This is a genomic window from Micrococcus sp., from assembly GCF_030523875.1.
Lineage (GTDB): Bacteria > Actinomycetota > Actinomycetes > Actinomycetales > Micrococcaceae > Micrococcus.
Window position 1 is genome coordinate 18,676 of sequence record NZ_JAUNHR010000021.1, and the last position, 13,984, is coordinate 32,659.

Genomic DNA, 13,984 nt, shown 5'->3' on the forward strand with positions numbered 1-13,984 from the left:
GATCCCACGAGAACCCGGGGTGTCCATGCTCCTGCTCAGCCTCCTGCTCGCCGTCGCCGCCGTGGCGGCGTCCTGGCCCCTCGCGCGCCTGCTCGGCCGTGACGCGGGCTGGGTGCTCGCCCTGCCGCTGCTGGCCGCCGCCGGCGTGCTTGCGTCCGCGTGGACGGCCGGCGTCCGCGCGGAGCCCCACCCCTGGATCCCGGCGATCGGCGTGGACCTGGACCTGCGGCTGAACGGCCTGGCCCTGGTGTTCGCGATGATCGTCCTGGTGATCGGCGCCGGCATCCTGGCCTACTCGAGCCGCTACCTCGGCGCGGACCGCGCGGCCTCCCGGCCGCACACGTTCTACCTGCTGATGACGGCCTTCGCCGCCTCCATGCTGCTTCTGGTGCTCGCGGACAACGTGGTGGTCCTCTTCGTGGCGTGGGAGTTCACCTCCTTCGCCTCCTTCTTCCTCATCGGGCGCTCGGGGGACCACGCCCGCGACCCCGCGATCCGCACCCTGCTGGTGACCGTGGGCGGCGGTCTCGCCCTCCTGGCCGCCGTCGCCCTCATGGCCGTGCAGACCGGCACCGCCTCCCTGTCCGGGGTGCTGGCCTCGGACGTGTGGTCCGACCCGGGCTTCGCCACCACGGCGGCGGTCCTGCTGGCGGTGGCCGCGTTCACCAAGTCCGCCCAGTTCCCGTTCCAGGCATGGCTGCCGGACTCCATGGTGGCCATCTCCCCGGTCTCCGCCTACCTGCACGCCGCCGCCATGGTCAAGGCCGGCATCTTCCTGCTGCTCGTGTTCAGCCCGGTTCTGGCCGGGAACGCGGTGTGGTCTGCCCTGCTGATCGGCTCGGGCCTCATCACGGCCCTGCTGGGCGCCGTCTCCGCGATCCGCCGTCACGACCTCAAGGGCCTGCTGGCCTACTCCACGATGAGCCAGCTGGGCCTGCTGGTGACCGCCATCGGCATCGGCACCCCCGTCGCGCTCACCGCGGCGATCGTGCACACCGTGGCCCACGCGCTGTTCAAGTCGGCGCTGTTCATGCTGATCGGCGTGGTCGACCACGAGGCCGGCACCCGCGACCTGCGCGAGCTCGCCGCCCGCCACGTGCGCATGCCGGTCACCGGCACGGCGATCGCCGTCGCGGCCCTGTCCATGGCGGGCATCCCGCCGCTGTTCGGGTTCGTCTCGAAGGAGGGCCTGATCGACGCCGCCCTCGAGACCCCCGGCCCCGCATGGCTGCCCGTCCTGGTCACCGCCGGCATCGCGCTCACCTCCGTGTTCACCGTGGCCTACTCCGGCCGGCTCGTGCTCGGCGTCCTGGGCCTGTGGGGCCCGAGCCCCGACGGGGCCGTCCACTCGTGGAGGGCCGGCCGCGGGGACGAGGTCCACGAGGCTCCCGCCACGTTCTGGGGCGTGCCGGTGCTGGCCGCGGCCGCCGCCGTGGCCCTGGGCCTGCTGCCCGGGGTGCTGGACACCCCCGTCTCCCACGCCGCCGAGGCCGCCTCCGGCGAGCAGATCCACGCGCACCTGGCGCTGTGGCACGGCGTGAACACGGCCCTGCTCGTCTCCGCCGGCGTGATCGCCCTCGGACTGCTGCTGGTGGCCCTGCGCCGCCCCGTGGAGCGCATCGCCTCCCACGCCGCGCTGCCGTTCTCCGCGCTGGACGCGGTGGACGAGGTCCGGCACCGGCTGATCGGCGTCGGCGCAGTCGTCTCGCGCGCCTCCGGCTCCCTGGCCCCCCGCACCCACCTGCTCATCCCCGCCCTGGTCCTGGGCGCCCTCGCGGTGGCGGGCGTCGCGACCGTCGAGGACCTGCCCGCCGTCGTCGGCCAGCCCTCTCGTTGGCACGACTGGGTGCTGGTCGTCCTGGTCGGCGCCGGCGTGATCGCCACCATCCGCGCCAAGACGCGCATCTCCGCGATGGTGGTGGTCGGCGTCGTGGGGTTCGGCATGACCCTGTGGTTCTTCACCCTGGGCGCCGTAGACGTGGCCCTCACCCAGCTGCTGGTGGAGGTGCTCACGGTGTGCGTCATGGTGCTGCTGCTGCGGCGCCTGCCCGCGCGCTTCAGCGACGAGCCGACCCCGCGCAGGATGCAGGCCCTGCTCGCCGCCACCGTGGCCGGCGTCGCCGCGACCCTCGGCGTGCTCGCGTTCACGGGCCGCTCGAGCATGTCGGAGATCGCCCACTTCTACTTGACCCAGACCTACGCCCAGGCCGGCGGGATCAACGTGGTGAACGTGATCCTGGTGGACTTCCGCGCCGTGGACACCTGGGGCGAGATGACCGTGCTCGGCGCCACCGGCCTGACCATCGCCGCCCTGCTGCTGAACCGGCGCCCCACCCCGCCGCAGCCCTCCGCGGTGGACATGCGCTCCCCACTGGCCCACGTGCGCGAGAACCTCGTGCACATCCGGGTCTTCGGCCGGATCTTCGGCGTGCTGATCATCCTGCTGTCGGTGCTCCTGCTGCTGCGCGGCCACTACGAGCCCGGCGGCGGCTTCATCGCCGCGCTCGTGGCCGGCGCCGGGTACGCCCTGCTCTACCTGGCGGCCGACACCGACACCTCCCGGCAGCTGCGGTGGCCGTACCTGACCCTGATCGGCTCGGGCATCGCGGTGGGCACGCTCACCGGGTTCGCCGGCTACCTCACCGGCAAGGGCTTCCTGGGGGCCGCGGGCGTGAAGGTCCTCGGCTACGGGCTGTCCACCACGCTGGCCTTCGACATGGGCGTGTACCTGGCGGTGGTGGGCCTGATCGTGGCCGCCTTCTCCCTGCTCGGACCCGAACGGCGCGATGAGGACGCCCACGGCGCCTCGAGCGGCGACCCCGGCGTCGCGCCGGAGCCCCCCACCTCCGAGGCCCCGGCCTCGACCCCCACGACCGCACGAGAGGAGGCCACCCGATGACCGTCGCCATCACGGTGGGACTGCTGACCTTCGGCGCGTTCTACCTGTTCTCCAAGCGCGAGCTGCTGCGCGTGATCCTGGGCATGGTCCTGCTGGGCCACGCCGCGAACCTCGCGATCATCGCCGCGGGCGGCACGGACCGCCGCGGCCTGCCGTTCGCCGGCACCTCGGACGTCGAGGTCCAGGCGGACGCCCTGCCGCAGGCCTTCGTCCTCACCGCCATCGTGATCGCCTTCGCGATCACCGTGCTGCTGCTGGCGCTGGCCGTCACCGGCCGCGCCGACGACGCGGTGGCGGCGCCGGACGAGGCCCCCGACGCCCTCGAGCAGGCCGCCTCCGACGCGCGCTTCCCGCGGGAGGAGCGCCGCGCCGCCGCGGGCCGGATCGAGCGCGGCCGGGCAGGCCACCGGACGGAGGTGCGCCCGTGAGCCCCGCTGCCCTGGGCCAGCTGCTGCCCCTGTTCGTCGCCGTCCCGCTCCTGTCGGGCGGCCTCCTGGTGGTCACGGGGGAGCGCCTGCGCGTGCACCGCGCCGTCCTGTTCGCGGCCCTCTCCGCGGTCCTCGTCGCCGCGGTCGTCCTCGGCGTCCGCGCCCTCGACGGGTCCGTGCTCGCCACCTCGCTGGGCGGCTGGCCCGGGGGCATCGGCATCGGCTTCGCGGCGGACATGCTGTCCGCCCTGATGCTCGTGCTCACGAGCGCCCTCACGATCGTGGGCGCGGCGTTCGCCTACGGCTCCCGGGTGGCCAACTCGCGGTACTTCGCCCCGCTGCTGCTCATCCTCATCGCGGGCGTCAACGGCGCCCTGCTGACGGCGGACCTGTTCAACCTCTTCGTGTTCATCGAGGTCATGCTGGTGCCCAGCTACGGCCTCTACGTCCTCTCCGCCAACCGCCGCGAGCCCCTGCGCCGGGTGGACGGGGCGCGCCTGTACGTCACGCTCAACCTGCTGACCTCCACGATCCTCGTGGTGGGCGTGGGCTTCGTGTACGCCCTCACCGGCTCGGTCAACCTGGCCGTGCTGGCCGGGTCCGCCGCGGCGGACCCGCGCGTCGCCGTCGCCGCGGGCATGGTGCTGTTCGCGCTGTCCATCAAGGCCTCGGTGGTCCCGCTGCACGGCTGGCTGGCCTGGGCGTACTCCTCGACCTCCCCGGCCGTGACGGGTCTGTTCGCGGCGCTGCACACCAAGGTGGCCGTCTACGGGCTGTACCGGATCTACTCGGTGATGTACGACGGCGACGCGCGCCTGCTGCCGCTGATCCTGGTCCTGGCGCTGGCCACCCTCGTGCTGGGGGCGCTCGCCTCCGTCGGCGAGCACGGCGTCCGCTCGGTGCTCTCCTGGCAGATGGTCAGCGGCATCGGCGGCATCCTCGTCGGCCTCGGGGTGTCCACGCGCCTGGGGCTGGCGGCGGGCCTGTTCTACCTCGTGCACCACATGGTGGCGATGGGCTGCCTGCTGATGGCCACCGGAGCGATCGAGGTCCGCTACGGCACCGGCCGTCTGGCGGACGTGCAGGGCCTGGCCCGGCGCGAGCCGCTGATCGCCGTCGTCTTCTTCGTGGGCCTGCTCTCCCTGGTGGGCATCCCGCCCTTCTCCGGGTTCGTGGGCAAGCTCATGCTGGTCGGCGCCGGCCTGGACGCCGGCCGCGGCGTCACCGTCGCGCTGGTCCTGGCCGCCTCCCTGGTGAGCCTGTGGGCGCTGCTGCGGGTGTGGGACGCCTGGTTCTGGGGCGAGCCGACCGCCCCGCACGGACACCGTGAGCGCCTGGCCACCGCGGCGCTGCCCATCGTGGGCCGGGCGGGCTCCGCGCCGGCGCCCTCGGGCCGCGGCTCGAGCACCGACCACGAGCGCACCGAGTCGTGGGCCACGCAGGAGACCCTCGACCCGCCCACGGGCGTGCTGCCGGTGACGGTGGACCCGGACGAGGACGTCACGCGCTCCCGCATCCCGGGGCGGCTGGCCGCGCCCGCCGTCGTCCTGGCCGTGGCGACCCTCGCCCTCGGACTGGGCGGCCAGGCGCTGTGGACCGTCACCGACCTGGCCGCGCAGGGCCTGATGGACCCCAGCCGCTACATCGAGGCGGTGCTGAACCCGTGAGCCACGCACTGCCGCAGCCTCCGGAGGGAGCCGACCCCATGCACACCGCCGCCCCCGTCGACGGGACCGTCGACCTGGCGCCCGGCACGGCCTCCGTCGTGTCCTGGCCTTGGCGGTGGCTCGTGTTCTGGTGCTGGTACGCGTGGGCCCTGGTGACCTCCTCGGAGGCGGTCATCAAGGACCTCGTCACCCCCGGCGACCAGGCGCGCTCGGGCATCGCCCGCGTGCGCAGCAACTGCCGCACGGACGCCGAGGTCACCCTGCTCTCGGCGCTGATCACCCTGACGCCCGGCACGCTGACGCTGGGCACCCGGCACGCCGGGGCCGTGGGCGAGGAGGACGGCGATCCCGACGCGCGGCGCCTGCTCTACGTGCACGGGCTGTACGCCGACGACGCCGACGCCCTGCGCGCGGAGATCCACGACATGGAGCGGCGCATGCTCCACGCGATGCGGAAGACGGGGGTGGCGTGATGCCGTTCGCCTACGACTGGTCCCTGGTGGGGATCGACCTGGCCATCGCGCTGCTGACCGTGTCGGCGCTCGTGTCCGCGTACCGGATCGTGGTGGGCCCGCTGGACGCGGACCGCGCGGTCTCGGGTGACCTGCTCACGTTCAGCGTGCTCGGGATGCTCGTGCTGTTCGGCGTCCGGACGGAGAACCCGTGGACGTTCGACCTGGTCCTGATCGCGGCGATCGTGGCCTTCCTGTCCGGCATGTCCCTGGCCCGCGCGCTCACGCGCGGCAAGCGTTGAGGAGGTCGCACCCGTGGACGTCGTCCTGACCGTCGCCGGCTCCGTGCTCGTGGTGATCGGAGCCCTCGTGTTCGTCACCGCGGGCCTCGGCCTGATCCGGTTCCCCGACCCCTACACCCGCATCTCCGCCGTGGGCACCGCCGGCGGCGTCGGGATGATCCTGATCGTGGTGGGCGCGCTGCTGCTGTCCCCGGGGGTGGCCGCGTTCGTGAAGGTGGCGCTGATCGTGGTGCTGCAGCTCGGCACCGCCTCGGTGGCCACCATGGCCCTGGGCCGCTCGGCCTACCTGACCGGGGTGCCCATGAACCCGGGGCACTACGACGAGCTCGCCGAGGACACCCCCGGCCGCGAGGACGGCCGCGCCGCCCCGCGCCTGCCGGACATGGACTGACGGCGCGGGCCGGCCCGTCCGGGCCGACCTCAGCGCGCGTCGAGGAGCATGTTGGTCATGCGCACGGTGGACAGCCGCCGTCCCTGCTCGTCCGTCATGACGATCTCGTGCGTGGTCAGGGTCCGGCCCAGGTGGATCGCGGTGGCCGTGCCGGTCACCAGCCCCGAGCGGATCGCGCGGTGGTGCGTGGCGCCGATCTCCGTGCCCACGGCCCCGCGGCCGGGCCCGGCGTGGACCTTGGCCGCCATCGAGCCCAGCGACTCCGCGAGCACCAGGTGCGCGCCGCCGTGCAGCAGCCCGACGGGCTGCTCGTTGCCGGCCACGGGCATGGTGGCCACGGCGCGCTCGGCGGTCAGCTCGAGGAAGCGGATGCCCATCTTCAGGGCGAGCGGGCTCACGGAGGCCCCGTCCAGGGCCGCGCGCATCGCCGGGTCCATGCCGGCGGCGGCCGCGACGGCGTCGCGCTCCTGATCCGTCAGCTCGGGGGTGACCCCGGCACGGAAGATGAGGGAGTCGAGGACGTCGGGGGCGGCCGGGGCCGTCTGCGGGGTGTCGGTCATGCCCAGTAGGCTGGCACCTCGGAGTCGAGAGGAGCAACACATGGGTGAGACCCGCACCGCCGAGCCCCGTCCGCGCCTGCTCGTGCTGGACGGCCATTCGATGGCCTTCCGCGCGTTCTACGCCCTGCCCGCGGAGAACTTCGCCACGGACACGGGCCAGCACACCAACGCCGTGTACGGGTTCACGTCCATGCTGCTGACCATGATCCGCCAGCAGGCGCCCACTCATGTGGCGGTGGCCTTCGACCTCTCCGGGCCCACGTTCCGCTCCGCCGAGTACGGCGAGTACAAGGCCGGCCGCTCCGAGACCCCGGAGGAGTTCGCCGGGCAGATCGAGCTGACCGTGAAGGTCATGGACGCGCTCGGCATCCCCACCCTCACCAAGGAGGGCTATGAGGCGGACGACATCGTCGCCACCCTCTCCGCCCAGGCGGAGGCCGCCGGGTGGGACGTGTGCGTCGTCTCGGGGGACCGGGACGCCTTCCAGCTGATCTCCGAGACCACCACGGTGCTGTACCCCACGCGCGGGGTCTCCGAGGTCCCGGCCATGACGGCCGAGACCGTCCGGGCCAAGTACGGCGTGGAGCCGGCACAGTACCCCGAGCTGGCCGCCCTCGTGGGGGAGTCCGCGGACAACCTGCCCGGCGTGCCCGGCGTCGGGCCCGGGTTCGCCTCGAAGTGGCTCCAGAAGTACGGGGACCTGGAGGGCGTGCTCGCCCACGCGGACGAGATCACCGGCAAGAAGGGCGAGGCCCTGCGCGCCCACCTCGAGGACGTCCGCCGCAACCGCCGGCTCAACGCCCTCGTGCGCGACCTCGAGCTGCCCGTGGCCCTCGAGGCCATGGAGCTGGCCATGCCCGAGCGCGAGCCCGTGGAGGAGCTCTTCGACGCGCTCCAGTTCAACCGCATCCGCGAGCGCGTGTTCGAGGTCTTCGCCGAGCGGCTCGGCGCGGACGCCCCGGCCCCCGACGTCCAGGCCGCCCCCGAGCCGGTCGTCGCCACGACGGCGGCCCAGCTGCGCGAGTTCCTCGCCGCCCACGCCGGCGGACTGCTGGGACTGCACGTGGCCGTGGACGGACCGGACCTGCTGCCCAAGCGCAAGGTGCCCGTGCCCGGGACCTTCGGCACGCCCGTCGGGGTGGCGCTCGCGGCCGAGGACGCCGCGGTGTACGTGGACCTGGACGTCGCCGACCCGGACGCGGAGCTGCTGGACGAGCTGCGCGCCGTCCTCGCGGAGCCCGGCACGGACAAGGCCGTCCACGACCTCAAGCGCGTCCTCAAGGCCCTGGCCGCCCCCACGCGCCCCACCGCCCTGGGCCCGGAAGCCGCCCTGGAGGGCGTGGTCGACGACGTCGCCCTCTCCGCCTACCTGATCCAGCCGGACCGCCGGGACATCGACCTCGCCGCGCTCGCCCAGGCCCACCTGGGGGAGCCCCTCGAGGTCCCCGAGGACGCCCCCGCGCCCCAGGACGCCCAGGGCGCGTTCGACCTCGACGGCGACCAGGAGGCCGCCGAGCGCGCCGCCCTGGCCGCCCGGACCGCCCGCGCCGCGTGGATCGTGCGCCGGATCTCCGTGGAGTCCACCCCCCAGGTCCTCGACCGCGGCGCACAGCGGCTGCTCCAGGAGATGGAGATCCCCCTCGCCCGGCTGCTGGCCCGCATGGAGCTGGCCGGCATCGCCGTGGACCGCCCGGCCCTGGACGCCCTCCACGCCGACTTCACCGAGCGCGCCCAGGCCGCCAAGGAGTCCGCCTGGGCGTCCGTGGCCGAGGCCACCGGCGGCATGCAGGTCAACCTCGGCTCGCCCAAGCAGCTCCAGGAGGTCCTCTTCGAGCACCTCGACATGCCCCGGACCCGCAAGACCAAGACCGGGTGGTCCACCGACGTGGACTCCCTCCAGGACCTGCTCGAGAAGACCCAGCACCCGTTCCTGGAGAACCTCATGGCGCACCGCGACGCCACCAAGCTCCGCCAGACCGTCGAGGGCCTCCAGGAGACCGTCGCCCCCGACGGGCGCATCCACACCACCTACTCCCAGACCGCCGCCGCCACCGGACGCCTCTCCTCCCTGCACCCCAACCTGCAGAACATCCCCGTGCGCACCGAGGCCGGCCGCCGCATCCGCGAGGCCTTCGTGGCCTCCGCCGTCGACGGCGAGGACGCCGTGCTCCTCTCCGCCGACTACTCCCAGATCGAGATGCGCATCATGGCGCACCTGTCCGAGGACGCCGGGCTCATCGAGGCCTTCCGCACCGGCGAGGACCTGCACTCCTACGTCGGCTCCCAGGTCTTCGGCGTCGAGCCCGAGGAGGTCACCGCCGAGCAGCGCTCCAAGGTCAAGGCCATGTCCTACGGCCTGGCCTACGGGCTCTCCTCTTTCGGGCTGTCCAAGCAGCTCAAGATCGGCGTGGACGAGGCCCGCGGCCTCATGAAGGGCTACTTCGACCGCTTCGGCGGGGTCCGCGACTACCTGCGCGACGTCGTCGCGCAGGCCCGCCAGGACGGCTACACCTCCACCATCGAGGGTCGCCGCCGCTACCTGCCCGACCTCACCAGCGACAACCGCCAGCTGCGCGACATGGCCGAGCGCGCCGCCCTCAACGCCCCCATCCAGGGCTCCGCCGCGGACATCATCAAGCGCGCCATGCTCGACGTCCAGGCCGGCATCGAGGAGCAGGGCCTGCGCTCGCGGCTGCTGCTGCAGGTCCACGACGAGCTGATCCTCGAGGTCCCGACCTCGGAGCTGGCGGCCGCCACCGCCCTGGTGCAGGAGCGCATGGGACGGGCGGCCGACCTCTCCGTCCCGCTGGACGTCCACGTGGGCCAGGGGGTGAGCTGGCATGCCGCGGCCCACTGAGCGCCCGGCCCCCGCGCCGGAGACGGCGGCGGCGCTGGCGGAGCACGGCCTCGAGCTGCGCCACCTCGTCTCGCCGTGGGAGACCGGCGACGCCGACCCCGACGCCCCCTTCGACCACGACCGCCGCTGGGCCGACCACCCGGCCGTGCGGCGGCACACCGCCGTGCTCCAGCGCAACTTCCACGAGGTCGGCGACCCGGACCTCGCGCTCGCGGACCGGTTCATCGGCGTGGAGCAGGGGGACCGGCGCCGGCTCAGCGGCGTCTACCCGCAGGGGTCCGACCCCGCGGGGACGGACCCGGTGGGCACGCTCGCCGACTTCACCAAGGACCTCAACACGGGCGGCGGCCACCGGCTGCCGGCCTGGTGCATCACCGAGGTGACCGTCTCACCGACGCACCGGCGTCGCGGGATCCTGCGGGCCATGCTGACCGAGACGCTGCGCCGCGGCGCCGCAGCGGGGGTGCCGCTGGCGCTGCTGACCGCCACCGAGGCCACCATCTACCGGCGGTTCGGCTTCGGGGTGTCCACGTACTACCGCTCCGTGTGGCTGGACGTCACCCGCGGGGTCCAGCTGCGGGGTCCGCGGCCGGCGGGCTCGTTCCGCTTCGTGGAGCCGACGGCCTCCGCCGAGCTGATCGACGGCCTCTGGCGCCGGGCCTTCGAGGCCCAGCCCGGCTCCGTGGAGCGGATCCGCTTCAGCGCGGCCCGGGAGACCGACCGGGACCCGCGCGTGAACGGCGGTCGGCCCGTCGGCCTGCGCGCCGTGGTGTTCGCCGGGGAGGACGGGCAGGAACGGGGCGTGGCCGTCTACCGCGTCACCGGCGACACCTCGGAGCTGGCCTCGGACGACCCGGCAACCGCCACCGTGGTGTCCCTGTGGGCCGCCGACGCCGACGCGCACCGCGCCCTGATCGAGTTCCTCGGCAACCTCGACCTCGTGGTGCGCCTGCGCCTGCCCGCCACCCCCGCCGACCGCCTGCTCGAGTTCCTCGTGCTCGACGAGTCCCGCATCCACACCCGCGGCGTCCACCACCACCTGTGGCACCGGGTCCTGGACGTGCCCGCGTGCTTCGCCGGCCGCCCCTACCTGCACGAGGGCGCCGTGACCGTGCGGGTCGAGGACGACCTGGGCCACGCCGCCGGCACGTGGGAGATCTCCGCCCGGGACGGCCGCGGGGGCGCTCGGCGCGTGGCGGACGACGCCGCCGAGCTCACCCTCGACGTGGCCGAGCTGGGCTCCGTGCTGCTGGGCGGGGTCAAGGCGGAGATGATGCGCGAGGCCGCGATCCTGCGGGAGCACCGCCCCGGCGCCGCCGCGGACCTGGACACCCTGCTCCGCCAGCCCCGCCCGCCCTACTCCCTGACGAGCTTCTGAGCCGGGAGGACGCCGTGACCGACCCCGCCCGCCCGCCGCAGACCCTGCGTGCCCAGGCCGAGACCGCCCAGGAGCGCCTGGCCGGGCACGGCCTGGTGCTGCGGGACCTGGGGGTCCTCGCCCCCGAGGACCCCGCCGCCGCCCTGTTCCTGGGCGCCGTCGAGCGCGGCTTCTACGAGCCGGTGCCCACGGGCGGGCACCTGCGCGAGGTGCTCGAGGGCCACGCGGCGGACGGCCGCCGTCGTCTGGGCGTGTGGGAGCGGAACACGGACCCCGCGGCCACGGAGCCCGTCGCCACGTTCGAGGACTTCGTCCAGCCGCTGACCACGTGGCCCGGCCGGACGCTGGATGCCTGGCTGATCAGCGACGTCACCGTCTCCCCGGGGCACCGGCGGCGGGGGATCCTGCGGGCCATGATGCTGCGCTCCCTCGCCGACGCGGCCCGGGCCGGGATCGCCGTCGCCGCCCTGACCGCCTCCGAGGCCGCGATCTACGGCCGCTTCGGGTTCGGTGCCGCGACCCGCTGGCGTCGGGTGCACCTGGACGTGCGCGGCGAGCCGGCCCTCAGCGGCCCCGAGGCGGCCGGCGTCGTGCGGCCCGCGGACCCCCGGGGGATCGGGTCGCTCGTGGACGAGCTGTACCAGCGGGTGCGCCTGCGGCATCCGGGCACCGTGCAGCGCACCGCCTCGTTCCTGCCCCGCTGGGAGGACCGCTCCCTCGGCCGGGACGAGGGCAGGGGATCGGGGCTGTTCGCCGCCGTGCACCGCGACGCCGACGGCACCGTGCAGGGCGTTGCGCTCTACCGCTTCGCCGGGTGGGAGACGACGCCGCCCACGGTCACCGTGGAGACCTTCCTGGCCGCCACCGCCGACGCGCGGCGCGGCCTCGTCCGCTACCTGGCCCGCCTCGACCTGGTGGAGCGCGTGGTGTGGGAGCGCGCGCCCGAGGCGGGCTGGGTCGAGGCCCTGTTCGCCGACGAGCGCCGCGTGCGCGCCGACCGCGGCGGGGACGACCTGTACCTGCGGGTGCTGGACGTGCCCGCGGCCGTGGCCGGACGCGGGTACCGGGCGGACGGGGAGGTCGTCGTCGCCGTCGAGGACCGGCTGGGCCCGGCCGACGGGGTGTGGCGCCTGGTCGTGGCGGGCGGGCAGGGCCGGGCACGGCGCCTGGGCCCCTCGTCCGCGGCGGGCCCGCTGGGCGCCGAGGTGGTGATGGGCGTGGACCGGTTCTCCGCCCTGTGGCTCGGCGGCGCGGGACGGGGCGCCACGGCGGCCGTGCTGGCAGACGCCGGCGTCGTGGGGGAGCCCGTGCCCGGCGGCGCGGACCGGCTCGACGCGCTGCTGGCCCCGCGGCGGCCCCTGCACTGCCTGACGGGTTTCTGATAGTCTGACGGGGCACTCTCGTGCGCAATCAGTACTGTCCATCACAACCCACGTCGGGTGGGGGCACCAGTGTGCCCCGCGGGCCTCGTGTCGAGGCGCCGGACCGGGCGTGATCCCAGATCCCAATCGGAGTCCCTCCTACATGACCACCACTTCCAACGCCCCGCAGGTCGCCGTCAACGACATCGGCTCCGCCGAGGACCTCCTCGCCGCCATCGACGAGACCATCAAGTACTTCAACGATGGCGACCTCGTCGAGGGCACCGTCGTCAAGGTGGACCGCGACGAGGTCCTGCTCGACATCGGCTACAAGACCGAGGGCGTCATCCCGTCCCGCGAGCTGTCCATCAAGCACGATGTGGACCCGGACGAGGTCGTGGCCGTGGGCGACTCCGTCGAGGCCCTCGTCCTCACCAAGGAGGACAAGGAGGGTCGCCTGATCCTCTCCAAGAAGCGTGCGCAGTACGAGCGCGCCTGGGGCGACATCGAGAAGATCAAGGAGGACGACGGCGTCGTCGAGGGCACCGTCATCGAGGTCGTCAAGGGCGGCCTCATCCTCGACATCGGTCTGCGCGGCTTCCTGCCCGCCTCGCTGGTGGAGATGCGCCGCGTGCGCGACCTGGCCCCCTACATCGGCCAGAAGCTCGAGGCGAAGATCATCGAGCTGGACAAGAACCGCAACAACGTGGTCCTGTCCCGCCGCGCCTGGCTCGAGCAGACCCAGTCCGAGGTCCGCTCCAACTTCCTCCACAAGCTGGAGAAGGGCCAGGTCCGCCAGGGCACCGTGTCCTCGATCGTCAACTTCGGCGCCTTCGTGGACCTGGGCGGCGTGGACGGCCTCGTGCACGTCTCCGAGCTGTCCTGGAAGCACATCGACCACCCGTCCGAGGTGGTCGAGGTGGGCCAGGAGGTCACCGTCGAGGTCCTCGAGGTGGACATGGACCGCGAGCGCGTCTCCCTGTCGCTGAAGGCGACCCAGGAGGACCCGTGGCAGCTGTTCGCCCGCACCCACGCCCTGGGTCAGGTCGTGCCGGGCAAGGTCACCAAGCTCGTCCCGTTCGGCGCGTTCGTGCGCGTCGAGGACGGCATCGAGGGCCTGGTGCACATCTCCGAGCTGGCCTCGCGCCACATCGACACCGCCGAGCAGGTCGTGTCGGTCAACGACCAGCTGTTCGTCAAGGTCATCGACATCGACCTCGAGCGTCGCCGCATCTCCCTGTCCCTCAAGCAGGCCAACGAGGGCGTGGACCCGGACGGCACCGAGTTCGACCCGGCCCTGTACGGCATGGCCGCGGAGTACGACGAGGAGGGGAACTACAAGTACCCCGAGGGCTTCGACGTCGAGACCAACGAGTGGATGGAGGGCTTCGAGTCCGAGCGCGCCGCGTGGGAGCAGCAGTACGCCGACGCGCAGTCCCGCTGGGAGGCCCACAAGGAGCAGGTGCGCCGCTCCCTGGAGGAGGAGTCCCAGGCCGGCGCCGAGGCGCCCGTCTCCGGCGGCTCCACCTACTCGTCCGAGGCCCCGGCCTCCGACGGCGGCACCCTGGCCTCCGACGAGGCCCTCGCCGCCCTGCGCGAGAAGCTGACCGGCAACTGAGCGCCGTCGCCTGACCGTCCCTGACGGTCCGCGCTGACACCGCCGACGCCCCGTCCCTCCGCCGCACGGAG

Annotated in this window: 11 protein-coding genes; 10 read left to right on the plus strand and 1 reads right to left on the minus strand. The window is 73.8% G+C overall.

What is annotated here, in order from left to right:
* Positions 1-25 precede the first annotated feature (25 nt).
* The 6 genes from Q4D18_RS04525 to Q4D18_RS04550 are packed head-to-tail and all read left to right on the plus strand — an operon-like array spanning position 26 to position 6,139.
* Positions 26-2,899 (plus strand): DUF4040 family protein, encoded by a 2,874-nt coding sequence (locus Q4D18_RS04525; protein ID WP_303126183.1) that lies wholly within the window; start codon positions 26-28, stop codon positions 2,897-2,899.
* Positions 2,896-3,327 carry a cation:proton antiporter subunit C gene (locus Q4D18_RS04530; protein ID WP_303126184.1) on the plus strand — a complete coding sequence of 144 codons (432 nt, stop codon included), beginning with the start codon at positions 2,896-2,898 and terminating at the stop codon, positions 3,325-3,327. Before Q4D18_RS04525 ends, Q4D18_RS04530 begins: the two co-directional genes overlap by 4 nt.
* Complete coding sequence (locus tag Q4D18_RS04535; RefSeq protein WP_303126186.1) at positions 3,324-4,994, plus strand: monovalent cation/H+ antiporter subunit D family protein; 1,671 nt, start codon at positions 3,324-3,326, stop codon at positions 4,992-4,994. The genes Q4D18_RS04530 and Q4D18_RS04535 overlap by 4 nt, the downstream gene beginning before the upstream one ends.
* 38 nt (positions 4,995-5,032) lie before the next feature.
* Positions 5,033-5,467 (plus strand): Na+/H+ antiporter subunit E, encoded by a 435-nt coding sequence (locus Q4D18_RS04540; protein WP_303126187.1) that lies wholly within the window; start codon positions 5,033-5,035, stop codon positions 5,465-5,467.
* The gene (locus tag Q4D18_RS04545) at positions 5,467-5,748 is read left to right on the plus strand and encodes a monovalent cation/H+ antiporter complex subunit F (protein ID WP_303126199.1); all 282 of its coding nucleotides are present in this window, start codon (positions 5,467-5,469) and stop codon (positions 5,746-5,748) included. Before Q4D18_RS04540 ends, Q4D18_RS04545 begins: the two co-directional genes overlap by 1 nt.
* Positions 5,749-5,761: 13 nt before the next feature.
* Positions 5,762-6,139, plus strand: coding sequence for a monovalent cation/H(+) antiporter subunit G (locus Q4D18_RS04550; protein ID WP_303126188.1), 378 nt, complete (start codon positions 5,762-5,764; stop codon positions 6,137-6,139).
* Positions 6,140-6,168: 29 nt separating this feature from the next.
* Here Q4D18_RS04550 and Q4D18_RS04555 read toward each other — a convergent pair whose 3' ends face one another.
* Positions 6,169-6,699 carry a hotdog fold thioesterase gene (locus tag Q4D18_RS04555; RefSeq protein WP_303126189.1) on the minus strand — a complete coding sequence of 177 codons (531 nt, stop codon included), beginning with the start codon at positions 6,697-6,699 and terminating at the stop codon, positions 6,169-6,171.
* Positions 6,700-6,739: 40 nt separating this feature from the next.
* On the opposite strand from Q4D18_RS04555, the gene polA reads away from it, so the two are divergent.
* The 4 genes from polA to rpsA all read left to right on the plus strand — a co-directional run bounded on the left by polA (position 6,740) and on the right by rpsA (position 13,913).
* A complete protein-coding gene (polA, locus tag Q4D18_RS04560; protein WP_303126191.1) occupies positions 6,740-9,556 on the plus strand; it encodes a DNA polymerase I in 2,817 nt (938 codons plus the stop codon).
* The gene (locus tag Q4D18_RS04565) at positions 9,540-10,934 is read left to right on the plus strand and encodes a GNAT family N-acetyltransferase (protein ID WP_303126193.1); all 1,395 of its coding nucleotides are present in this window, start codon (positions 9,540-9,542) and stop codon (positions 10,932-10,934) included. Before polA ends, Q4D18_RS04565 begins: the two co-directional genes overlap by 17 nt.
* A gap of 14 nt (positions 10,935-10,948) precedes the next feature.
* A complete protein-coding gene (locus Q4D18_RS04570) occupies positions 10,949-12,316 on the plus strand; it encodes a GNAT family N-acetyltransferase (protein ID WP_303126194.1) in 1,368 nt (455 codons plus the stop codon).
* A gap of 142 nt (positions 12,317-12,458) precedes the next feature.
* Positions 12,459-13,913, plus strand: a complete 1,455-nt coding sequence (gene rpsA / locus Q4D18_RS04575) for a 30S ribosomal protein S1 (RefSeq protein WP_303126196.1) — start codon at positions 12,459-12,461, stop codon at positions 13,911-13,913.
* Positions 13,914-13,984 lie beyond the last annotated feature (71 nt).